At 42.8% G+C, this 23,802-nt stretch carries 20 protein-coding genes; 8 read left to right on the top strand and 12 right to left on the bottom strand.

What is annotated here, in order from left to right:
• Nucleotides 1–148 precede the first annotated feature (148 nt).
• The 5 genes from D1614_RS23375 to D1614_RS23355 form a co-directional block, all read right to left on the bottom strand.
• Complete coding sequence (locus tag D1614_RS23375) at nucleotides 149–1,741, bottom strand: RagB/SusD family nutrient uptake outer membrane protein (RefSeq protein ID WP_119440423.1); 1,593 nt, start codon at nucleotides 1,739–1,741, stop codon at nucleotides 149–151.
• Nucleotides 1,742–1,753: 12 nt separating this feature from the next.
• Nucleotides 1,754–5,035 carry a TonB-dependent receptor gene (locus tag D1614_RS23370; protein ID WP_162304616.1) on the bottom strand — a complete coding sequence of 1,094 codons (3,282 nt, stop codon included), beginning with the start codon at nucleotides 5,033–5,035 and terminating at the stop codon, nucleotides 1,754–1,756.
• Between the two features lie 237 nt (nucleotides 5,036–5,272).
• Nucleotides 5,273–6,265 carry a FecR family protein gene (locus D1614_RS23365; RefSeq protein ID WP_119440421.1) on the bottom strand — a complete coding sequence of 331 codons (993 nt, stop codon included), beginning with the start codon at nucleotides 6,263–6,265 and terminating at the stop codon, nucleotides 5,273–5,275.
• Nucleotides 6,266–6,355: 90 nt separating this feature from the next.
• Nucleotides 6,356–6,964, bottom strand: coding sequence for an RNA polymerase sigma-70 factor (locus D1614_RS23360; protein ID WP_119440420.1), 609 nt, complete (start codon nucleotides 6,962–6,964; stop codon nucleotides 6,356–6,358).
• Nucleotides 6,965–6,979: 15 nt separating this feature from the next.
• A complete protein-coding gene (locus tag D1614_RS23355) occupies nucleotides 6,980–7,441 on the bottom strand; it encodes a GNAT family N-acetyltransferase (RefSeq protein ID WP_119440419.1) in 462 nt (153 codons plus the stop codon).
• A gap of 464 nt (nucleotides 7,442–7,905) precedes the next feature.
• On the opposite strand from D1614_RS23355, the gene D1614_RS23345 reads away from it, so the two are divergent.
• The 3 genes from D1614_RS23345 (at nucleotide 7,906) to D1614_RS23335 (ending at nucleotide 10,689) form a co-directional block, all read left to right on the top strand.
• Nucleotides 7,906–8,640, top strand: a complete 735-nt coding sequence (locus D1614_RS23345; RefSeq protein ID WP_119440417.1) for a polyprenol monophosphomannose synthase — start codon at nucleotides 7,906–7,908, stop codon at nucleotides 8,638–8,640.
• An 18-nt stretch (nucleotides 8,641–8,658) separates the two neighbouring features.
• Nucleotides 8,659–9,204 carry an ORF6N domain-containing protein gene (locus tag D1614_RS23340; RefSeq protein ID WP_119440416.1) on the top strand — a complete coding sequence of 182 codons (546 nt, stop codon included), beginning with the start codon at nucleotides 8,659–8,661 and terminating at the stop codon, nucleotides 9,202–9,204.
• A gap of 141 nt (nucleotides 9,205–9,345) precedes the next feature.
• Nucleotides 9,346–10,689: a dihydroorotase gene (locus D1614_RS23335; protein WP_119440415.1), complete on the top strand. Its 1,344-nt coding sequence runs from the start codon at nucleotides 9,346–9,348 to the stop codon at nucleotides 10,687–10,689.
• A 65-nt stretch (nucleotides 10,690–10,754) separates the two neighbouring features.
• Here D1614_RS23335 and D1614_RS23330 read toward each other — a convergent pair whose 3' ends face one another.
• Nucleotides 10,755–12,104, bottom strand: a complete 1,350-nt coding sequence (locus D1614_RS23330) for a DNA recombination protein RmuC (RefSeq protein ID WP_119440414.1) — start codon at nucleotides 12,102–12,104, stop codon at nucleotides 10,755–10,757.
• A gap of 179 nt (nucleotides 12,105–12,283) precedes the next feature.
• Here D1614_RS23330 and D1614_RS23325 point away from each other — a divergent pair, with 179 nt between their 5' ends.
• Nucleotides 12,284–12,946 (top strand): uracil-DNA glycosylase, encoded by a 663-nt coding sequence (locus D1614_RS23325; protein WP_119440413.1) that lies wholly within the window; start codon nucleotides 12,284–12,286, stop codon nucleotides 12,944–12,946.
• 75 nt (nucleotides 12,947–13,021) lie between these two features.
• Here D1614_RS23325 and D1614_RS23320 read toward each other — a convergent pair whose 3' ends face one another.
• The 3 genes from D1614_RS23320 to D1614_RS23310 are packed head-to-tail and all read right to left on the bottom strand — an operon-like array spanning nucleotide 13,022 to nucleotide 16,058.
• Nucleotides 13,022–14,104 (bottom strand): 3-oxoacyl-ACP synthase III family protein, encoded by a 1,083-nt coding sequence (locus D1614_RS23320; RefSeq protein WP_119440412.1) that lies wholly within the window; start codon nucleotides 14,102–14,104, stop codon nucleotides 13,022–13,024.
• A gap of 23 nt (nucleotides 14,105–14,127) precedes the next feature.
• A complete protein-coding gene (locus D1614_RS23315; protein WP_119440411.1) occupies nucleotides 14,128–14,877 on the bottom strand; it encodes a UDP-2,3-diacylglucosamine diphosphatase in 750 nt (249 codons plus the stop codon).
• Between the two features lie 20 nt (nucleotides 14,878–14,897).
• Nucleotides 14,898–16,058 (bottom strand): TlpA disulfide reductase family protein, encoded by a 1,161-nt coding sequence (locus D1614_RS23310; RefSeq protein WP_119440410.1) that lies wholly within the window; start codon nucleotides 16,056–16,058, stop codon nucleotides 14,898–14,900.
• Nucleotides 16,059–16,326: 268 nt separating this feature from the next.
• Here D1614_RS23310 and D1614_RS23305 point away from each other — a divergent pair, with 268 nt between their 5' ends.
• Nucleotides 16,327–17,262, top strand: coding sequence for a bifunctional riboflavin kinase/FAD synthetase (locus D1614_RS23305; protein ID WP_119440409.1), 936 nt, complete (start codon nucleotides 16,327–16,329; stop codon nucleotides 17,260–17,262).
• 99 nt (nucleotides 17,263–17,361) lie between these two features.
• Here D1614_RS23305 and D1614_RS23300 read toward each other — a convergent pair whose 3' ends face one another.
• Both D1614_RS23300 and prmC read right to left on the bottom strand, forming a co-directional pair.
• Nucleotides 17,362–18,429: an endonuclease/exonuclease/phosphatase family protein gene (locus tag D1614_RS23300; RefSeq protein WP_147384363.1), complete on the bottom strand. Its 1,068-nt coding sequence runs from the start codon at nucleotides 18,427–18,429 to the stop codon at nucleotides 17,362–17,364.
• Between the two features lie 96 nt (nucleotides 18,430–18,525).
• On the bottom strand, nucleotides 18,526–19,365 hold the full coding sequence (gene prmC, locus D1614_RS23295; protein WP_119440407.1) for a peptide chain release factor N(5)-glutamine methyltransferase: 840 nt from the start codon (nucleotides 19,363–19,365) through the stop codon (nucleotides 18,526–18,528).
• Between the two features lie 39 nt (nucleotides 19,366–19,404).
• On the opposite strand from prmC, the gene ribD reads away from it, so the two are divergent.
• Nucleotides 19,405–20,460: a bifunctional diaminohydroxyphosphoribosylaminopyrimidine deaminase/5-amino-6-(5-phosphoribosylamino)uracil reductase RibD gene (ribD, locus tag D1614_RS23290; protein ID WP_119440406.1), complete on the top strand. Its 1,056-nt coding sequence runs from the start codon at nucleotides 19,405–19,407 to the stop codon at nucleotides 20,458–20,460.
• Here the strand turns inward: ribD and D1614_RS23285 are convergent.
• Nucleotides 20,448–20,864 carry a DUF6146 family protein gene (locus tag D1614_RS23285; RefSeq protein ID WP_147384362.1) on the bottom strand — a complete coding sequence of 139 codons (417 nt, stop codon included), beginning with the start codon at nucleotides 20,862–20,864 and terminating at the stop codon, nucleotides 20,448–20,450. The two genes, ribD and D1614_RS23285, sit on opposite strands and share 13 nt — an antisense overlap.
• Before the next feature lie 100 nt (nucleotides 20,865–20,964).
• Here D1614_RS23285 and cls point away from each other — a divergent pair, with 100 nt between their 5' ends.
• Nucleotides 20,965–22,410, top strand: coding sequence for a cardiolipin synthase (gene cls / locus D1614_RS23280; RefSeq protein ID WP_119440404.1), 1,446 nt, complete (start codon nucleotides 20,965–20,967; stop codon nucleotides 22,408–22,410).
• Nucleotides 22,411–22,724: 314 nt separating this feature from the next.
• Nucleotides 22,725–23,717, top strand: a complete 993-nt coding sequence (locus D1614_RS23275; protein WP_119440403.1) for a kinase — start codon at nucleotides 22,725–22,727, stop codon at nucleotides 23,715–23,717.
• The last annotated feature ends 85 nt before the right edge of the window (nucleotides 23,718–23,802 follow it).

Genomic DNA, 23,802 nt, shown 5'->3' with positions numbered 1-23,802 from the left:
ATCACTGATGCCCGGGAGAAAACTGAGAGGTGAAGTCTAAACATGGGGTCTGAAAAGATCTTCCCCGGACACCAGTGTCGTGATAATTATCAAATGATTTCTTTATACAAATCACTATTTCAGCAAAACCAGTCTAGTCTCTGGTCTTCTAAAATCCTGTGTTTTGTGTGAGATTTTTATTCAAATCCAGCTCCCTAAACGGAATGGGCCATAGATAATGCCGGTCTGGTTTAAATTCCTTAACGTAACCGGAAAGTCCCGCTGTCACTAGCGTCCCCGGATTTTGAGGATCTTCATAGGTCATTCCTTTAATTGTTCCAGGAATAACCTCTTCTCCGATGCGCCATCTCCGTATATCGTACAAACGGTGTCCTTCCATTGCCAGTTCAACTAATCTTTCCCGCCGGATGATTCTTCTCAGTTCCGTCTGATTCAGGGTTGTTACGTTGGGCATATTCACATCAGTGCGATTCCTTATTTCATTCAGTGCGTTTAATACCGACTGGTTAATTTCATTCTCGCCCAGCTCAACACATGCTTCAGCGTAAGTCAGCAAGATTTCGGCATAGCGTAAATAAATCAGGTTAATCCCGCAATTCCAAGGATTATTGTAATCAGCGTTGCTAACATATTTTTTGAAATACCAGCCAGTGGGTGTTACATTCTCTGCAGAAATGGTAATGTCGTCTCCGGTACCACTTCCGGGTAGGCTGTTCAACACTTCGCCGTTGGCCAACACATCCCCGTTAATATAAACAGTATAATACAATCGAGGATCTCTGTCAATGTATGGGTTATACGGGTCGAATCCACTGGCGGGGTCTTCAATAGGCAAGCCGGTTGACTTCATTAGATAGGCATCGACCAGCGGTTTAGTCGGAACCACTTGGCATGACTGGGTATACAAACTGTTTGCCGTGAAAAATCTAAAAATAGAATGTGCATTGAGATTCTGTGCATATTGTCGGGCGAATATGATCTCGGAAGATTCCTCTCCTGCGTAATCAAATAATTCAGCATATGAATCATGAATCTGGTATATACCAAGATCCATCACAGATTTAGCGGCAGTTTTAGCATCCTGATATCTTCCGGCATACAACATAGCCCTGGCTTTTAATCCAAGAGCGATACCTTTTGTAACCCGGCCCTTTTCCTCTTGCACTGTTGGCAAATCGGCTGAAGCGGATGTTAGTTCTTCTGCAATAAAATCCCAAATACTGCTTGCAGAGGTTTGGCTAATTGATTTAGCTTCTGCCACGGTTAAACTTTTTGTCACCAAGGGCACATCACCATAAAGCATCACAAGGTTGATGTAGGCGAAGGCACGTAGTGTTTTGGCTTCGGCTTTTAACCGTTTCCTTAATACATCGTTCATTTCTTTTACTTGGTCTACATTTTCGAGGAAAGAACTGGAAGCCTGAATAATGTTGTAATAGTAACTCCATTCACTGGCAATTATATTATTACTGGAACTAAACGTGTGTTTCTCCACTTCCGATTCAGCTCTCCATTGTAAAATGAAGTGTGCAATATCTGTGTATGCATCCATTGAAGAGTATCTTCCCTGATCGCCAAGAACCGCATAGATTCCGTTTGAGGCATAAATAGCATCTTGCTCGGTTTGCCAGAACAATTCACTGGCCAATCTGTCTTTGGGTATTGTATTTAACAAATCTTCGTTGCACGACGCAAATAACAATACCATAAAACTGAAATATATTATTTTATAAGCTTTCATTCTCTTTGTATTTTAAAAGTTTACATTAAGCCCTATTGTTGTAACAGAAGTTTGCGGATATATATATTCCTGATCCCGACCTTCCATTTCAGGGTCGATATGGTATTTGTTTAATTCAGCAAAAGTCAGCAGGTTGGTTGCCGATAGGTACACATTGATTCCACTTATATTTAATTTATTGCAGAATTTTTGGGGAATGTCATACGATAATCGAATATTTTTTAAGCGCAGGTAACTTCCATTGATCATCGAGAAATCGGAAATCTGGGCATTTTTCATGGTGTATTTGGTTGGTCTGGGGAATTTGGCATCCCTATTTTCAGGAGTCCAGTAATCTTCCCATATTTTATGGGTAAAACCTCCCCATATTCCATGTTCCAGTACAGAGCCGGTCATCAGTTTGTCTGATCCTGCGACTCCTTGCCAAAACAGATCCAGTTTCAGCTTTTTCCACGAAACAGACATTGTGGAAGAAAAAGTCCAGTCAGGCATCTCGTTGCCAAATATCACATAGTCTTTCGGAGTGAGTTCTCCGTCGTTATTCTGGTCTACATATTTAATATCGCCAGGACCTACCGAACCGTCCCATTGGGCATAGTTTGCAACTTCCTCCGGTGTTTGGAAGAAGCCATCTGTTTCAAATCCATAATACGAATTAATAGGTTTTCCTTCTGTGGTGATTATCCTGTAATCACTGTTCCCGTGAGCCGAGATATGAGGGCCTGTACCAGCAAGATCTATCACTTTGTTTTGATTGTAATTCAGGTTGAAGTTTAGTTCAAACTTGTAATCTCCAACAGACTGGCGACCTCCCAAAACAAATTCAAGCCCCTTGTTTTCCACAACTCCTGCATTCTGGTTGGTCGGTTCAAGTCCTATAATAGAAGGAATGGGTACCAAAAGTAAAATATCTTCAGTTCTTTTGTTGTAATAGTCTATCGAGAAATTGACTTTGTTGTTCAAGAAATAGGCATCCAGCCCGATGTTTAACTGAGTCGTGGTTTCCCATGAAATATCCTCGCTGGCTAAGTTCGTTTGCCGATAGCCTGTTGCCACTCCATCATTAAAAATATAATTCCGTTGGTTATACGTTTTCATGAAAGAGTAAAGTCCAACCTGCTGGCTTCCAACTTCACCCCACGAACCTCTAAGTTTTAATTCGTTGACTGCTTCTTTCAGTGATTTCCAAAAACTCTCGCTGGAAATGCGCCATCCTGCAGAGAAAGAAGGGAAAAAACCATAGCGGTGTCCTTCCGCAAACCGGGAAGAACCGTCGTACCTGGCATTTGCTTCAAAAAGGTACTTACCATCGTATTCATAGTTTACACGTGAAAAATATGAACGCAAGCCCCATTCTGAGTTTCCACCGGTAGCAGACTGTGTTGCATCATTGGCTCCCATAGAAAGAGTTTGAAGTTCGTTATTATAAAAGCTTTGGCGGTATCCCTGTACATAATCATCTTCATAATGGATCTCTGAATAACCTGCGATACCACTTACTGTATGCTTTTTGAATGTATTGCTATAAGTCATCTGAAAGTCGATCCCATCTTCCCGCGATTGACCTCTGTTATCTGTCATCCTGTTCAAAGTATTAAATGTCCTTCTTTCTGGATGCAATTCGTCGGTAAAATCATATTTATTGACAAAAGCCATCGTATTGTTAAAATGATGTTGGGTAGAGTATTGCGCACTAAACTTTAGGGCATCCGAAAACTGGTATACTCCGCTGAAAATTCCGATCGCATAGGTTTTATTATATTTTCGTGATCCCATTTCCTTCGAAAAAATAAGCGGACTAAAACTATCTACAGATAAGCCGTACGAGCCATCCTTGTAGTAAGGAACTCCCCACTGGCTGCCTTGCCATATGCGAACAAAAGACGACCACTCGTCAATGGGTGCACTGCGTTCGCTGAGACGAATATTAATATTTGAACTGATTGTCAGTTTCTTGTTCAATTTGAATTCAGTTCTTGCCCTCAATTCCGAGAGATTAAATTTATAGGTTGGAAGAATAGCTTTTTCGTCAAGGTACCTGTACGATATCCGGTTTGTTATTTTTTCATTTCCACCGCTTAAAGTAAGTGTATGGCTATGTTGGGGGGCCAAATCAAACATTGCTTCCTGCCAGGTATTGGGCAGGGGATATTGTTCAGGATTACCGGCGTGGTTTTTCGGCCATTGCTGGATATAATCATCTGTATAGAACTCATAACCATATGTATTCATGTAAGCAGCATTTTGCTGTTTCATGTATGTTACAGCGTCCATGTGTTCTGCATTGTTGTTTGTGCGGGCAATTCCGAAGTAGCCATTATAGGTAACTGATAACTTGCCTCCAGTGGGAGCTTTTGTTGTTATCAGAATAACACCGGCAGCAGCACGTGATCCATAAATTGCAGCAGAGGCAGCATCTTTTAAAACCGAAACAGATTCGATATCAACCGGATTCACCTGAGACAGGTTTCCAGGAACTCCATCTATTAATACCAAAGGCGTATTATCATTTAATGAAGTTATTCCCCTGATCCGGGTGGTAAGATTTTCATTTCCGGGGGCCCCTCCCCGATCAATGATTGTTACGCCTGAAAGTCTGCCTTGCAAAGCCTGATTAATGTTTGTTGAAGTACGCTCAGAAAGCTCTTCTGCATCGATACTGCTTACCGCGTTGGTAATACTAACTTTCCGCTGAACGCCATAACCAATTGCCACAACTTCTTCTAATCCAATCGACTCGTCCTCCATTCTTACATGTATACTTGTCTGACTCCCCACAACAACTTCCTGGGTTTGCATCCCCACAAACGAAAATACCAGCGTAGCTCCTTCAGGGATATTGCTCAACGAATACTTTCCATCTGCATCCGTAACAGTTCCTGCCGTAGTTCCTTTAACAACAACTGTTACTCCGGGCAGTGGCAAACCAGACGAGTCGCTGACTTTGCCCGACACCTTTTCGTTATTCTGATCCATCATATCATCAGGATTTGCATCCTTCTTCGAAATTACAATGATACGATCCATTACCCGGTAAGAATAGTGCTCATTATCAAGAACTTCATTCATCACATTCTCGATCTTGGCTTCTTTAAGATTGACAGTATACCTATCCTCCATGTCGAGTTGATCGGTTTTAAATAAAAACCCAAATTCGGTCTGCCTTTCTATTTCCTCTAAGACCTGCAGAATAGTGGCATCCTTTACATTTAAGCTAAAGCGAGTATTTTGCGAGTAGCTTCCTGTTGCCATTGTTACCATGGAAAGGAAAAGAAGTAAGGTTGTTAGTTTCATTGTTACCACTAATTTCATTAATCCAGGATATTCGCATCCTCGGAAAAATCGTTTTTTCTTCATAGTTTTGTTTGATTACTTGTTAATAATTTGGTTGAGGTAACCGCAAATTACCTCAGCCGGTATTTCAAAAAGAGTAAGCCGGGATGTTGTCAGCATCCCGGTTTTTTGATTTAGTTGATCAGGTTACTTCATAGGCTTTCAGATTTAAGTTCGTAGGCTAATTAATTTTTCTAACTAATAAACTATTACTGTATCGGGTTTATCTACATTCTCAATGACCCGGTAATTAAAATCGGTGGTTGCTTTTAACATTTTCAGCACATGCAATGCGCTGGTGGTCTTCTTTATATTTCCGGTAAACCGGTAATCCCTGAGCTCATTGTTTTCAAACTGAAATTCAATCCCGTACCAGCGGCTGAGTTCTTTAAAAATATCCTCCAGGCGCTGATCCCGAATTACAAATTTGCCCTCTCTCCATGCCGACAAAACATTATCTGTAATCGAACGAAGCTCCATCCTTTTCTCCGTAGAATGATACATGGCACTTTCGCCAGGCTCCAGTTCAACGATGGGATTACCGGCCACCGTTAAAATATCTGCTTTTCCTTCCACCAGCGAAGTTTCGATGTAATTGTCTTCCGGATAAGCTTTGATATTAAAAGTAGTGCCCAGGTCGCGAACCAGGATGTCGCCGACTTCAACAATTAAGGGGCAATCATCGCGGTGGGTAACTTCGAAATAGGCTTCCCCCGACAATTGAGCGAGGCGTTGATTGGCTTTATGATCTTCCCTGTACAACAGTTCCGATTCGGAGTTCAGCCATACTTTTGTACCATCGGGAAACTCAACAACGCTAACACTCCCGCGCATTGCTGTATATTTTTGAAAACCGGTTTCGGGATACTCAAAGTTTTGTTGGGAAATATAGTAACCGGCCGTACCGCCTATACCAAGAACAAACAGAAGAACGGCTGCATACTTTAACATTCTTCGGGCGAAAGTCAATGTGTGGACTTGCCTTTCTTCTTTTATTTTCTGCCACAAATCGTCGAAATCCTGATCCAGGTTCACCGCCGTTTCATCCATCGAAGCACGCAACCACAGACTCTTCAACTCTAAAAACAGCTCTTCTTCCTTCTGATTATTCTCCAACTGCCGGTAGAATTCTTCCTTCTCCTCATCACTGGCTTCATTGGTAAGAATATGCAATAACAAATTTTCGTTCATTCAACACGCGTTTAATAATGAACAAACAAAGGATGGAATACCCTATCGAAAAAATGAAAATATTATGTAAAAAGAAAAATTGAGTGAAACCTAGTCCAGAAAATTTGGAAGAATCATTATCAATGGAAGGTAGTCTTTTAATTCTTCCCGAAGGATCTTCAGTGCTTTCGTCATTCTGGCTTCCACTGTTTTTTGAGATATTTCAAGTTCCAGGGCAATCTCTCGGTTTTTCATATCTTTAAACCTACTCAATTCAAAAACGACACGAAGATGTTCCGGAAGATTTTTTATGGCGGCATCAATTTTTTCTTTGAGTTCTTTAAACTCCAGGTAATCGTCAGAAATTCGGTTTAAACTTTCGTATTGATACCGTAGTTCTTTTTCCTGGATTTTTTCATGGTGCTTTAAAAGAATTTGTCTGCGTTTCAGAATATTCAGACAATTGTTTTTTACCAATGTAAACAAATAGTTTTGAATGTTTGAACCGGATTCTAACTCATGCCTTACTTCCCACAATTTAACAAAGGCCTCCTGAACAACCGTTTTTGCCTCGTCTTCGTCGCCCAGGTAATGGCGTCCCAAATGACAAAGTGGTTGGTAGTAGCTATTAAAAAGTTTCTTAAAACTGTTTTTATTGGTTCCAAATAGTAGGTTTAGTTCAGGCATGTTGCATTTATACCTTTTCAGGGTTAGACTCATCAAAAGCTTTTGATGCTATACTTTTCTTTCCCAAAAGTAATTGGGAGGATCGCATTCCTTAAATCCGGCTTTTTTATACAGGTTTTGTGCTTTGAGGTTATCATGGCGAACTTCCAGGTTAATTCGACAATATCCATTTTCAAGCGCATAATTCTCGATTGCTTTTAAAAGAAAAAGCCCCACTCCTCTTTTCCGGAAATCCGGCGACACAATAAAATCGTGAATATTGATAAGCGGCTCAGCTTTCCACGTCGAGAAATTCAGGTTGCAGTTGGCAAGTGCGGCATATTCACCGTCAATTTCCACAAGAAAACCAACATAAGCCACATGTTTCTTCAGACCTTCAATAATCTTTGGGCCCAGGGTTTCCGGCATCATCTCGCCAATCCCCATTTCATCCAGCATGTAATCGTTAATCAGCTTAATTACAGCATTACTGTGTGCTTTATTTTGCAAATCTACCTCGATAAATTTCATCTAGTCTAGTATTAGTTTGCCGGTAACTCATCTACTCATCGTTAGCTAGTCGAAGAATAGGAATACATTCAATTTGTTACCTACCGAAAAATCCCAAACTCCAATATTATACTTTTTCGCTGGGGTTCCCAACTTTCTTTCACCAATTTTTAAACTCAGGAGCTCAGTAACGATTTCTTCGCCAGCTAAAAACCAGCATGCTACCATTTGAATTTGTAACTGAAACCGATGATTTTTTATCGAATCTTTACACGCAGGCCCGCAGGGTACTGACTCAGTTTACCGACATGCATAAGTTCATTCTGTTTCCTAAAGTCGCCCGGCAGGCTAATCATATCAGACTTCTTTTCACACTCTTCTTTCTATTTCCGGACAGACAATATTTGCAGGGGTTTGCGAGCCTCTACTGATGTATAACCAATAAATTATTGTAAATTCGCTTGTCTAATTCAAACATTTAAGCCGTGTCGAAAAATCTGGTTATCATCCCTACCTATAATGAGAAAGAGAATGTGGAAAAGATGATCCGCAAGGTCTTCTCGCTGGAAAAGCCTTTTCATTTGTTAATTGTTGAAGACAATTCGCCCGATGGAACTGCTGATATAGTAAAGCGCCTAATGAAGGAGTTTGACGGACAACTTCATATTCTGGAGCGAAAAGGAAAGCTCGGACTTGGTACGGCTTACATTGCAGGTTTTAAATGGGCACTTGAACGCGATTATGAAGCAATTTGCGAAATGGATTGCGATTTCTCACACAACCCGGACGACCTGCTTCGGCTTTTTGCGGCCATTGAAGAAGGCGCCGATGTAGCTGTTGGTTCGCGGTATATAACCGGGATCAACGTAGTAAACTGGCCGTTGGGCAGGGTGCTTATGTCGTATTTTGCGTCGATGTATGTGCGCATAGCTACCGGGATGGAAGTTCGCGATACTACCGCTGGCTTTGTTTGCTACCGCAGAAAAGTGCTCGAAACCATCGATCTTGAAGCCATCAAACTTATCGGCTACGGTTTCCAGATTGAAATGAAATTCACCGCTTGGAAATTTGGCTTTACGATCAAAGAAGTTTCCATCGTTTTTACCGACCGGAAAGAGGGAACCTCCAAGATGAGCGGAGGAATTTTCAACGAAGCACTATGGGGAGTCCTAAAGATGAAAATGAGAAGCTGGACCCGTAAATACGAAAGAAAAGAATAAGTACCGAAATAAAAGCTAATGCCTGAACAACAAAAAAGCGACTTGATGCTCCCTGATGAAATTATTATGACTAAAATATATTTGATCAGGGAACAAAAAGTAATGCTAGATAGCGATCTTGCAGAATTGTACGGAGTGGAAACAAGACGCTTAAACGAACAGGTAAAACGAAATATTTCTAGATTTCCGAAAGATTTTATGTTTCAACTGTCAGAGGTTGAATTTGAAAACTTGAAGTCGCAATTTGCGACATCAAATTGGGGAGGACGCCGTAAACTCCCCAATGTGTTTACTGAACATGGAGTTTTGATGCTTTCAAGTGTTTTGAACAGCAAACGAGCCATCAAAGTGAATATCCAAATCATGCGAATATTCACACGGATTCGTGAAATGCTGACCAACAATTTAAGTATAAAGCTCGAAATAGAGGAAATCAAAAAGAAACTGGCCAATCAAGATAAAAACATCGAACTCGTTTTTAACTATTTAGATGAGCTAATTGAAAAACACGACAACCCGCAACCAAGAAGATCAATCGGGTACAAAAGGAACCGTGAAGATTAATGCAGGCAGCCACACAAAACAATAGAACGAGCCGTTATTCGCTACCTTCAACTTACCTGCTATCCCCGATTCGATAAGAAAATTCTAAAAAAGCAAACATCAAATCACTAACTTTGTTGTACTCAAAAAAAAGCCGGCAACATGAAGACTTTCATCAAAAACGCAACAATCGTAAACGAAGGGTTAAAATTTAAAGGACATGTACTGATCAGTGGAGAAACCATTGAAAAGATATTTCCGCATGCCATTCCGGGTGATTTGGATACCACTCAGATGGAAGTAATTGATGCAGAAGGCTTGATGCTCATTCCCGGGGTGATCGACGACCAGGTACATTTCCGCGAGCCCGGGCTAACCCACAAAGGAGAGATTGCTACCGAAAGCCGCGCAGCCGTTGCCGGCGGAGTAACCACCTACATGGAAATGCCCAATACCAATCCGCAAACCGTTACCCAGGAAGAACTGCAAAAAAAATACGACCGTGCCGCGCAGGTATCGGTAGCCAACTATTCGTTTTACATGGGGGCTACCAACAGCAACCTCGACGAAGTATTAAAAACCGACCCGACAAAAGTTTGCGGAATCAAGGTTTTTATGGGTTCATCCACCGGAAATATGCTGGTAGATGATGAGAAAACATTGTCGGAGATTTTCAGGCACGCGCCCACTTTAGTTGCCACTCATTGCGAAGACGAGGCCACCATTCAGCGAAACATTGAAACGGCACGCCACCGTTACGGGGAAAATGTTCCGATCTCGCGCCACTGCCACATCCGAAGCGACGAAGCATGCTATATTTCATCATCCAAGGCGGTTGAACTGGCTTCAAATTTTGATACCCGGCTTCATGTCTTACACTTGTCGTCGGCAAAAGAAATGAGTTTGTTCCACCGCGGAAATGTAAGCGATAAAAATATTACTGCTGAAGTTTGTGTTCATCACCTCTGGTTCGACGAACGCGATTACATCGATCACGGAACCCGCATCAAATGGAATCCGTCGATCAAATGTGTAAAAGACAAGGAAGCTTTGTGGGAAGCACTGCTTAACGACAAAATAGATGTGATCGCCACCGACCACGCACCACATACCCTCGAAGAAAAGTCAAACACCTATTTTAAAGCCCCATCAGGAGGTCCACTGGTACAACACTCGCTGGTGGCAATACTCGAAATGAGCAAAAAAGGTTTTATATCGGTTGAAAAGGTGATTGAAAAAATGTGCCATGCTCCGGCCGATTTATTCAGGATCGACAAACGGGGTTACATACGCGAAGGGTATTTTGCCGACCTGGTACTGATCGATCCCAAAGAAAGCTGGATCGTTGGACCTGAGAATGTATTGTACAAATGTGGCTGGTCGCCTTTTGATGGCACCAAATTTTCGAACAAGGTAGTTACCACCTTTGTGAACGGCCAAAAAGTGTACGAACAGGAAAACATTATTGAATCAGTCCGCGGGAAACGAGTCGGATTCAACGTTTAGTCGGCTTACAAGTTCTCCGGACGGGATTTAAACCCGTCCGAATCAAAAAAAAGACAGTATCTCTTTTACTCGTCGAGCATAGTACGGGGCAATTCTTTGGTGGCTTTGGCTCCCAGCTTTCTAATGTTTTCAACCGAGCGAATCAGGTTACCACGCCCATCTTTTAGTTTGCTCATCGCGTCGTCATACGTTTTCCGGGTGGTATTCAGGTTGTTGCCCAATTTATCCAGGTCAGAAACAAAGCCAACAAATTTATCATACAGCGCGCCACTTTGCCGGGCTATTTCAATGGCATTCCGGGTTTGGTTTTCCTGTTGCCAAATGGAGGAAATGGTGCGCAAAGTTGCCAGCAAGGTAGACGGACTCACCATCACCACTTTTTGGTCCCAGGCATACGAAAACAATTCCTGGTCTTCCTGAACAGCTACACTAAACGAAGCTTCAATAGGAATAAACAACAACACAAAGTCGGGTGAATTCAACTTACTGGCGGTTTGATAATGCTTTTCACTCAATCCCTTAATATGGGTTCTCAGACTCAGCAGGTGTTCCTTTACAAACTTCTGGCGCTGCTCGTCGGTTTCGGCATTTACGGCACGTTCGTAGGCGATGAGCGAAACTTTCGAGTCAATAATAATGTGTTTATTGTCAGGCAAATTGATTACCACATCGGGCTGAATCCTTTTCCCATCTTCTGTCGTATCGCTGAATTGTTTTTGGTAGCCCTGCTCGCCTTCGTTTAATCCCGAGCGTTCCAGAATTCGTTCCAGCACCACCTCGCCCCAGTTTCCCTGCTTTTTCACATCGCCCTTCAGCGCCTTGGTCAGGTTGTTGGCTTCCTCGCTTATTCTGTTGTTCAAATCGTAAAGTTTGAGCAGCTCGGCCCGAAGTTCAGTCTGATCTTTTAGTCCTTTCTGGTAAGTGTCTTCCACTTTTTTCTCGAACAACAGAATTTTTTCCTTTAACGGATTCAGCACTTCACCAATATTTTTTTGATTGGCCGCTGTAAATTTCTCGCTGTTCTTTTCGAGTATTTTGGTGGCGATATTTTCAAATTCGGTGGTAAATTTCTTTTGCAGTTCTTCCAGTTCGGCTTTCTGCGTGTCCAGTTTTTCTTTCAGATTCAGGTACTCCACCTTGGCTTTCTCAAGCCTTCCGACCAAAACGGTATTTTCCTCGCGAATCTTTTCAAGCCCGCTTTTCCATTCATCGCTATCAGACTTAAGCGAGTTGTAACGCTCTTCCCAAACCAGGCGCTGTTTTTCCGTCTCGATATTCTGATTTCCAAGTTCTCTTTCCTTCTCGAGTAAACTTTTCCCAGCATCCGACTGTGCCTTTTGTAGTTTCGAATTAAAAACAAAATAAACTGCAGCTGCTCCAACAGCCAGGCCCACCAACAAATAAACGATTTCCATGCAATGTGTATTTAGAAGCTAAAAGTACAAAATTGTTAAGTGTATTTTGAATGGAATGGAAAAAGGATGGCATCTTTTAAAAAGAAGACATCCGCTGCGAAACGAAACGCGTTGTTCTGTAAGCATTCCGTTCATTTCAGCTTAATTTACTATTTTCGTTCCTGTTTAAATTACCTACTATGGATGTAAAAATCGAAGCCGGCTGGAAAGCGCATTTAAAAACCGAATTCGAAAAAGAATACTTTAGCCAACTCATCAGCTTTGTTAAAGAAGAGTATAACACCCAACGGATCTATCCTCCCGGGAAACTTATATTCAATGCTTTTGACGAGTGCCCGTTCGATCAGTTAAAAGTGGTTATACTCGGGCAGGATCCCTATCACGGCCCTGGGCAGGCGCACGGTTTGTGTTTTTCGGTAAACGATGGCATTCCGTTTCCTCCCAGCCTCCGGAATATTTTTAAGGAGCTAAAAGAGGACGTTGGCAAAGAAATTCCCAAAAGTGGCAACCTCACAGACTGGGCACAACAAGGTGTACTATTACTGAATGCGACGTTAACGGTTCGGGCACACCAGGCAGGTTCTCATCAGAAAAAAGGCTGGGAAGAATTTACCGATGCCGCCATTCAAACCGCCAGCGATCAAAAAGAGCACCTGGTTTTTTTGTTGTGGGGAAATTATGCGATCAGTAAACGCCGCTTGATTGACGAAAACAAACACCTCGTGCTTACCTCGGTTCATCCTTCGCCATTATCGGCAAGCCGCGGCTTTTTCGGGAACAAACATTTTAGCAAAACAAACGATTTTTTGCAGCAGAACGGGCTGCAACCGATACGGTGGTAGTTTGAAGTTCAGTGTTCAGAGTTTAAAGTTCAGAGTAAAGCTTTTTTCCACTTAACTCTGAACTTTAAATCCAACTTACCATTTGTAAACAATGGAGTTGATATTCATTCCGGCACCTACCGAACAAAAAATGGTATAATCGCCTTCGTTGATTTCCTGGCCTTCCATTTTCCCTTTGGCAACAATGTCGATCAAAGTAGGAACAGTAGCAGTTGATGAATTCCCCAGTTTGCGGATACTCATCGGCATTATTCCTTCCGGAATTTCTTTTTCCCCGTATAGTTTGAATAAACCTGCCAAAATCACTTCATCCATTTTTTCGTTGGCCTGATGAATGAACACTTTCTTCACATCGTTCAATTCAATTCCGGCCATTTCAATGCTTTCTTTTACCAGTCCGGGAACGGTGGTGATGGCGTAAATATAAAGCTTGTGTCCGGCCATTTTTATGAAAAACTCGTCGCTTTCATAATCCGGATTACTGGATGTACCAAAGGTTAGCAAATTGGCGTACTGAACAGAATCTGAACGACTTGCATGCGAAACAATGCCGGTAGGTTCCTCACTCTCGATCACCTCAACAATGGTAGCTCCGGCTCCATCGGCATAGATCATAGTATCGCGATCGTGCGGGTCGGAAACCCGTGACAGTACATCGGCCCCCACCACAACTCCGCGTTTCATGAAACCACTTTTGATATAGGCATCGGCAATGATCATTCCCTGTGTCCAACCCGGACAACCGGAAACAACATCGTGACAAATACTTTTTGGATTTTTTATGTGAAGTTTCTGCTTCACCTTGTTGGCCAGCCCGGGCAGAATATCAATCCGTTTATTGCCTTCAACAATGTCTCCAAAGTTATGACAGACAATAATGAACTCCAGACTCTCTTTGGAAATACCCGCCGATTTACAGGCATTTTCAATTGCCAGCGCCGCAATATCAGAAGTCACCTGGTCTTCAGCCACGTAACGACGTTCTTCTATATTGGTGATCTCCCGAAATTTCTGAATAATTTCTTCGTTGGTTTTATCGGTGATCTTCTGTCCGCCCGGAGTATAAAACTCGTTCTTCAGAAAATGATTGTTCTTGATAATAATGGGCGGAATATAACTACCGGTACCAATAATTCGAGTATATCTTTCTTTTGCCATAATCCTTCTGCTCAGCCGTAGCTCTATCCTTTGTAAATTTTCAATTCAAATTTTTCTCCGTCAAAAACCCCGTACGAATACGTTTGAATCCAGTCGCCCAGCAAAACAAAACGAGTGTTGTCATTCATTTTTTCATTTGCCAGCCGATGGCGGTGTCCCATTACAAAATAGTCCACCGGGGTCGTCTTCAAAAAATCAGCGGCAAATTTATACATTCCATCCTGAACTACCATAAAATCGCCTTCATAATCATTTTTTGATAACCTACTGGAAGCAGACCATTTGTGTGCCAGCGCAAAAGCCAGGTTCGGATGTATGCGCGAAAACATCCATTGCAAGGTCTTTGAGGTAAATATTTTTTTCAGGAATAAATATCCTTTATCCGAAGCATCAAGGCCATCGCCGTGGGCCAGAAAAAACTTTTTCCCGCGGATTTCCGTAACAAACTGCTCGCGGTGAACGATCACGCCCGTTTCTTTTGCCAGGTAATCAAACACCCACACATCGTGGTTTCCGGTAAAAAAATGGACCGGGATTCCTTTGTCGGTAAGATCGGCAATTCGTCCCAGAATGCGGGTAAAACCGCGGGGTGCCACTTTTTTATACTCGTACCAGAAATCAAAAATATCGCCCATCAGATACAGTTCGGCCACATTGTCTTTGATTTCGTCGAGCCAACGGGCAAATAACAACTCACGTTCCCGGTTATTTTTCAGAGCCGGAGCCCCGAGATGCACATCGGAAACGAAATATATGAACCCTTTATCAGACAAGGTATTTAAGCTTTGTGATTCTATTTTAACAGGTTGCCGATGGCTTTATCGAGCGCAGGTCCCTGAAGGTTCCTGGCCACCACCGTGCCTTCTTTATCAAGCAGGTAATTAAACGGAATGCTTGGCACATTAAACGTAACGGTAGCCGTCGTACTTCCTTTCATATCGCCTACGTTGATCCATTTCATTTTATCCTTATCGATGGCATCCACCCATTCGGCGCGGTTTTCGTCCACACTCACCTGGTAAATTTCAAACCCTTTTCGCTGGTATTTTTCATACAATTCAGCCAAAACCGGGTTTTGAATGCGCGACCCTCTGTCGACCGCTGCCCAGAATTGCAGCAACACCACTTTCCCCCTTAACGAAGCAAGCGAAACCTCTTTCCCGTTCATATCAGGTAAAACCAGGTCGGGGCTGTTGGTGCCCTGTTCTTCGATAAACTTACGCATGCGTTGTGCCTGCTGTTCCCGTACATATTGCAAGGTATTGTTGTACAGTGCCTGCACCTGTTCCGATTTCGGGTAAACAGCATTTAAGGCCGAAGCCGCCGTTTTCATCACCTGAAGATCGTTAATAATATAACCGGGATCGTTGGTGTGAAATTTCTGGTACAAAGCCAGAACACTGGCGATTGAGAATGGATTTTCGCGGACAAAGTTGGTGGAAAAATCAACCTGCGCCTGCACAATGCTGTCGTATTGCGAAGCCCACTTGGGCCGTACATCGTCGTAGTCAGGATTTCCTTTATAAAGGTTGCTCAACGATTCCAGCGAATCGAGCCGGTACAGTGTTTTCTTCAGGTGGCTGTCGAGCATTTGTACCTGCTCCGATCCCGGAGAACCTGTTACATTGTACTCACGCGAGAAGTTGATCGCATCGGCTTTTACCACAATGTTTTCTGCCGAATCAACCAAAAGTGTAATAAAATTCCGCTCACTAAGTTTTAGCAGATAAAAAGTGGGAATACCGGCAGTCCCTTTAAATTTAAACTCGCCGTTCTTGTTGATCTTCACTTTATCGGCTGTCTTTACAGTGGTAGTATGCACTTCTTCCAAATAAATCGTATCACCTTCGGCATGAGTGATCACTCCACTTACCGTGAATTGATTATCCTTTTTCGAGCAGCTTGCCAACATTACTACAACTGCTATCAGCAAAAACAAAATTCTGTTTACCATTCCAATTATTTAAAGGTCGTAAAATTAATAATTTTGAATACAGTAAAAACAGCCTGCAACTGAAAATAACATATTTTAAAACCTCTACACTTTTCAGTCTATCTGACTGTCATTCAGCAACAATCGATCGAATAACCGAAATTTGAACAAAAAAACAGGTAGATTGCCCGGTAAAAAGATGTCCTGTAAATTTATTTTTAGCCGAAGTTTTAACGCCTCATCTCCCCTGAAACATTCATCCGTCAAAATTTTTCAATAGGTTTGTAAAATGAAGATTTACCATTCTCTTGAAAACTTTGCTGCCCGCCAACCGGTGGTTACCATCGGTACTTTTGATGGCTTGCATAAGGGGCATCAACTTATTCTGGACAAAGTAAAAGAACTGGCCAGCGAAATAAACGGAGAAACCGTGGTATTTACTTTCTATCCGCACCCGCGGGTAATTACTTCGCCCAACGAGTCGAATCTTCGGCTTCTGACTACGAAAGAAGAAAAAACCAAACTGTTTGAGAAATACGGAATTGATCACCTGATTATTTACCCTTTCAGCAAGGAATTTGCCGCCATGGAGTATTCCGAGTTTGTGCGCAAAATACTGGTGGAACAGATCGGCACCAAATGTTTGGTAGTGGGCTACGACCACAAATTCGGGAAAGATCGGCAGGGAAGCTTTGATTACCTGGAACGGTGTGCCGAAAAATACGATTTCAAAGTGCTAAAAATGGACGCGCTGGCGGTAGACCACGACAACATTAGTTCGACCAAAATAAGGGCTGCACTACAGGAAGGCGACATCCGAAAAGCGAACCATTATTTTGGGCACGAGTTTACGCTGCACGGCACTGTTGTCGGCGGTAAACAACTGGGCAGAAAACTGGGTTTCCCTACCGCCAACATTGAAGCGTCAGACAAATACAAGATCATTCCGGGTTATGGAGTTTACGCGGTAATGGTTGAGATTGAGGGCCGGCAACACAAAGGAATGCTCAACATTGGCACCCGCCCTACCTTCAACAAAAATGCCGACAACCGGAGCATCGAAGTAAATATTTTTGACTTTTCGGAAGATATTTACGGACAAAAGATCACCCTGATTTTTATCGATAAAATTCGCGACGAACAGAAATTTTCGGGTGTGGATGCCTTGGTTCAGCAACTTCAGAGAGACAAGCAGGCTGCCATTGAAATACTGAAAGGGAACTAGCGCAAGGCACAAGGTAAAAGGATAAAGGCAAAAGTAAAAAGTGATATTGTCAAGGCAAGTTAGCCGCACTCATCAATTCATTCAAAATACGTAACACCTCTAATGCTCAATCACCAGGTCGCAGCTTATCGGCAAATGGTCGGAATACGGCAAATCAATGGTTTCAAAATTATAGGCTTTCATCGATGGGCTGTGAAGAATATAATCGATCCGGAACGAAGGCAGATCTCCCACGTAAGTCCGCCCCACTCCTTTCCCAGAACTTACGAAAGCATCTTCCAACGCCGCACTTAAGGTTTGATACGAATAGGAAGCCGGCGTGTCGTTAAAATCTCCGCAAACAATTACCCGGTATGGCGATTCATCCATGTGTTTGCGAATGGTCTCCACCTGCACTGCCCTCATTTTCCAACCATCGCGCATCTGTTTCAGTAATACCTTGGCCGCCTCTTTGCGTTGCTCTTCTTCGGTTTCCACCGACTCCAGCATGGCATAATTATTCCGGTCGATGTGGTACGACTGTAAATGAACATTGTAAATACGAATGGTATCCTCGTCAACCTTTACATCGGTGTAAATACTGATGTTTCGCGTGTCTTTGAACCTGATTTCGCCCATATCCACAATCGGGAAACGGGTCATGGTTACCGAGCCAAAAGTGGAACTGGTACTCGCAAACTGGTAGTGTTTTATGTTTTCGAGTTTGCTGACCGTTTCAGCCAGGTTAAAAACTTTGTTCTTGCGCAAACGCGATTCCTGCAGACAAATAATATCGGCTTTTTGTTCGTCAAAAAAAGAAACAAAATCTTCGGCATTTAACTTCCGTGTATTTTTATCATCACCACCCGTAAAGTGCCTGACATTGTACGACAAAACCTTGATATCGCTGCTCTCCGAACTTCTTCCGCTGAATTGGTAAAACCGGCCGATAAAGCCACATCCGGCCAGCATGACCAGCAAAGAAAAAAGCAAGAATTTCTTTTTGAAGACCAGCCAAAACACTACAAAAGCTATGTTTCCGAGTAATAAAAACGGATAGGCAAGCCCCAGCAAAGCGGGCACCCAGTATTTAGCGGGCGAAATATAAACGGATAAATAGGAACCGACCAGTCCCAGAATAGCCAGGAAGTTGAATAACAACACGATATTTCTGACAGTCTTTCGCACCTATTGTTTCAGTTGGCTTTGATTATTACTCTAAAACGTACAACGCTGCAAAACGTTGTCTTTTCATGCTACCAAAATAATACAATTCGGGCAATTTTACCTACAGCAACGCATCATGCGATTTCTGCCGTTGATATCTTTTCGCAGCAGAATTTCGCTAAACCCCATCGAATGAAGCATCTCAATCATTTCCTGCCCCAGGTTTTCATTGATTTCGAAAAACAAATATCCTCCCGGAACCAGGTAGGTCAACGCCATTTCGGCTATCGTGCGGTAAAAAACAAGCGCATCGCCATCGCTTACGAACAGCGCGCCTTCCGGTTCGTATTTCAGCACATTGGCTTCCATCTGTAGCTTTTCGCTTTCGCGCACATACGGTGGATTGCTCACAATTACGTTCTGAACCGTCCACGAATATTCCTTCCAATTCAGAATATCGGCTTTACTGAATTCAACCTCCAGTTTGTTCAGTCTGGCATTGGCTTTTGCAGTTTGCAAAGCCTCGTCCGAAATATCCACTCCCTGAACAACGGCTTTGGGAGCACCTGCTTTTAAGGCCAGTGCAATGCAGCCGCTTCCGGTCCCGACATCCAATATCCGCGCATTCTCTGCAACACTGCTTTCCAGTATCCAGTTGACCAGCTCCTCGGTTTCGGGGCGCGGAATCAGCACCGCCGGATTTACCTTCAGCTTTAACCCATAAAATTCGGTTTCACCCAAAATGTACTGAAGCGGTTCATAGGTTTTCAGGCGCTCAACGACTTTCCTTACGCTTTCCTGTTCCTCTGCATGAAAAACCCGGTCTTTTTGAAGAATCATGTCGGTGTACGACAAAGCAAACACCGATTCCATAATCAGCCGGACAAAAGCGCTGATTTCCGACGGTGGGTAGAAATCCTTCAATTCCGATTCGATGTATTGAATAGTAGTCCGCATTGTTTATTTTTGTGCTGCAAAGTTAATTTTTCCGGCCGAATGAACACTGATGAAAAATACATGCAGCGTTGCCTGGTACTGGCGCAAAAGGGAGCCGGTTCGGTTTCACCCAACCCAATGGTGGGCTGCGTGATTGTGCACAACAACACCATTATTGGCGAAGGATACCACGAACGCTGCGGCGAGGCACATGCCGAAGTCAATGCGGTTCGCTCGGTTACAAATCCTGAACTTTTGACAGAAAGTACCCTGTATGTAACGCTGGAACCCTGTGCGCATTTTGGCAAAACACCGCCCTGCTCCGATCTCATCGTGGAGAAAAAGATACCCAAAGTGGTGATCGGCACCATCGATCCGTTTGCCGAAGTGGCCGGAAAAGGAATTGAAAAGCTGAAAAAAGCAGGGATTGAAGTTACACTCGATGTTCTGAGAGACGAATGCCGCGAACTGAACAAACGGTTTTTTACTTTTCACCAAAAACAAAGGCCTTACATTATTCTGAAATGGGCGCAAACACAGGACGGCTTTTTGGATGTGGACCGCGACTCCGCTGATTTTGGCGAGCCCACCTGGATCACCGGGAAAGAAGCCTTGCTCCGGGTGCATCAGCTTCGGGCCGCAGAAGACGCCATCATGGTGGGAACCCATACCGCTGAAAAAGACGATCCTTCGCTCACCGTACGTCATTGCGATGGCAAAAATCCGCTGAGAATGGTACTCGACCGGGAACTTCGCCTTTCCCAAAACCTGAAGCTTTTTGACCAGTCAACACCCACATTGGTTTTTAACGCGCTAAAAAATGAAGTTCAGGGAAACACGGAATACCATCTTATTGATTTTCAGAAAAACGTACCACTCCAGGTTTTAAACCTGTTGTACCGCAAAAATATTTTATCGCTGATTGTGGAAGGCGGCCGGCAGTTGCTGCAAAGTTTTATCGATCACAACCTTTGGGACGAAGCACAGGTTTATACCGGGGCAAAAACCTTTGGCGCCGGTGTTCCGGCTCCGCTGTTCGATTTGCGAAATGCAACAAAAGAAAGTATCGGGAACGACCTGCTGCAAGTGGTCAGAAACCGGGATCAGGGTTCATAGATCCTCGGCCCGCTGGCAACGATCTTTATCTTTAACACATTCTCTACATACATAAAATAGTAGAACAACTTGTGGTTCAACTCAAAACCATAATCCTCGCCGGGTTCATAACCAATCACCGGTTCAAAATTCCAGTTTCGGGAAGGATGGGCACACCGGGCGTTCCATTCTGAAACATACTGGCGGTTCCAGTTTTCGTAATAGCTTTGCGAACGGTATTTCGACGGTGTATTTTGAAGCTGGTACCAGGTTTCAAACCTCTGGTCAAACGTTTCCACATCGTATTCCAACGAATCCTCTGAAGCAACTTCAACATTGTTTTTACTCACTTCCACCGCCTTACGCTGTGTATTGCATGCCAACACCGCAGCCATTATTATCAGTACGAAGAATGCTCGTTTCATTTTTTAATACCTTTAGCCAATTTCTAATACGAATTTAAGCTGATTATTGTTTTTATAAAGCAAAATGCAGACTTTTATATCAATCCTAATTTGAAAAAAAATGTTTGACTGGAACCAATTCTCCGGATGGTTTTATTTAGCATTCGTGATCACGGCCATACCTGTTGCCATTATGATCATTCTCGAAAAGCGCTCGCCTTACAAAACGGCGGCCTGGATACTTGCCTTGATTCTGCTGCCCATTTTAGGAATGTTGTTTTACCTGGTGTTTGGTCAGGAATACCGGAAACGGAAAATGTTTTCGGTTCGCGGGCTAAAGGCGTTAAAAGAATTGCGCCGCGTAAGCACTCAACAGTTAAGGCAGTTTGAACAAAACGTGCAACAAAAAGAGGTTGCTCACCACCAAAACATAATCCGGTTAATGCTGAACAGCTCGTATGCGTTGCTTACCACCGGAAACCGCACCAAAATTCTGGTGAACGGAGAAAATACATTTCAGGCTCTTTTTGAAGCGATTGAAAGTGCCCGGCACCACATTCACCTTGAATACTACATTTTTGCCAACGATGAAATCGGCACCCGGTTCAAGGAACTGCTGCTGAAAAAACGCGCCGAAGGAGTGGAAGTCCGGATTATTGTGGACGATGTGGGAAGCTGGGAACTCCCCAAGAAATTCTACCGCGAACTACGCCAAAACGGCATCGAGATTTATCCCTTTTTGGAAGTTCGCTTTCCCCGGCTAACCTCGAAAGTGAATTACCGCAACCACCGGAAAATTGTGGTTATCGACGGGAAAACCGGGTTTATCGGCGGTGTAAACATTGCCGACCATTACCTGAAAGGCCACCCAAAAGCCGGCCCCTGGTACGACATGCACCTGAAAATTGAAGGCGATGCTGTGGCTACACTGCAAATTATATTTGCTGCCGACTGGTATTTTGTGTCTCAGCAAAACATCGTGGGTCGGAAATATTTCTCCGTATTTACTGAAGCCCCGGGAACGCCCATACAAATTTGTGCCGGCGGCCCCGATTACGACTGGGAAGGCATTGCCCAGGCTTTTTTTGCCGCCATCATAAACGCCAAAAAACGGGTTTACATCGTCACTCCCTACCTGATGCCGCCCGCCGAAATGCTGATGGCGCTAAAAACAGCTGCCCTCAGCCAGGTGGACGTCCGCATCATCATTCCCGAAAAATCGGATGCCCGTCTGTCGAAATGGTGTACTTTCTCATATGTGGAGGAACTGCTGGAAGCCGGTGTCCGCATTTATCTTTTTAAGGCCGGTTTTGTCCACAGTAAATACATGTTGGTCGACCATGGCTTCTCCACCATCGGAACCAGCAACTTCGATTTCCGCAGCTTTGAAACCAACTTCGAAGCCAATGCTTTTATGTACAGCAGCGAGTTCAACGCCGAACTGGAAGGCCACTTTTTAAACGATCTGAAAAATTCAAAAGAAGTCAACCTGCGGGAATGGCGGCAACGCCCGGGTTTGTATAAACTAAGGGAATCGCTGGCACATGTGGTGGCACCGATGTTTTAAATTACTAGCTACAAGCTGTTAGCCATGAGCTTCGAGCTTATTTGGGCAAGTATTTAATCTCAACCATCAGGTTTCCGTTACCTGTTGTGTTTTTCTCAAAAAATAATGATGAGAAGCACTGATTGTAATTAAGTCAGATAAGGAGTTTTTAGTTAAATTGGCAAGTGATTGTAAGCACTTACAACTGTTTGTAAATACTTACAAGCATTTAAAAACGCATATGACTCTGAAATACAAAACTCTAAAGCAAAATTTAGCATGAATTTTAAAAGTGCATATACACATACGTTAGCGGCAAGTTAAAATCACAGAATATGAATAATTTACTTTACTATCCATACATAAATGTTCCTCGGACTGATTGGGCATTAAGGACATTGTTATATTATGAAAACATTGGTTCAATCGTACCGCAAGAATATTTCTATGAACCAGAGCGAAATTATGAAGAATTTATGCTTGAACTTGTTAGAAACGAACTTGTAACTCCGATTAATCCTATTGAAGTTCTAGATAATCCGTGGGAAGCAACACGACCATTTCTTAAACTTATTGAAACTAATAGAGAAAAGTTAATAACTGCACAAAATAGTTTTAGACAAGGACAAAGAGGGAATATACATATTGATAAATTTTCAAAAGCAAGAGTTCATGCAGACAAATTTGACAAAGATATATTTTACGGATTAGAGCAATTAGGTCTTGCAGAAAGGACAGATGGACGTTGGTTTTCAGTTGAGCAAAAAACTGCTAATAATTTAATGTTCTTTTTGGCAACGCTTATAAGTACCAAGACAAATAGATTACCAACAACCGACTATGTTAGACCTTTTTACAATAGGAATTCATTTGACTCACAACGACAAAAGAGAGAAACTATTTTGAGTAATCTTATTCCTTTTCCAAGTGAAATTGATTTAAAAAAACTTTTAAAATTTAAGGAAAAAAATTTGCCCCTACTTAATGCATTCAGGACTCGTGTTGAACTAATAGTACTTGACCCTAATATTACAGAAGACAGTCCTCTATTTCACCAACATTTAGCTGAATTACTTCAACGAAAAGACGAATTATCAGCAAAAATGAATGAAAGTCACTTTAAAAATATATTATTTGGAACCGTTTGTGGTTTAATCGGAGCATATCAAGGTCTTGCTACTGCTTCGACAACTGCCGCAATTATTGGTGGACTTCCAGGCTTTGCACATGCCGTCTATTCGGCACTTCAAATTGAAAGAGCGGAGAATATATTTGACCAAACTGGACTGAAGTATTTAGCGTTAGCTGATAAAAGAATTAGACGATGAATAAAATAAGTCGAGTAGGTAAAGGGGAATCACACCCCTAAACCTCTCACAGAACCGTACGTGATAGTCTCCCATCATACGGCTC

Source organism: Maribellus luteus (assembly GCF_003576475.1).
Classification (GTDB): domain Bacteria; phylum Bacteroidota; class Bacteroidia; order Bacteroidales; family Prolixibacteraceae; genus Draconibacterium; species Draconibacterium luteum.
This window is presented reverse-complemented; position numbering and strand designations above follow the sequence as displayed.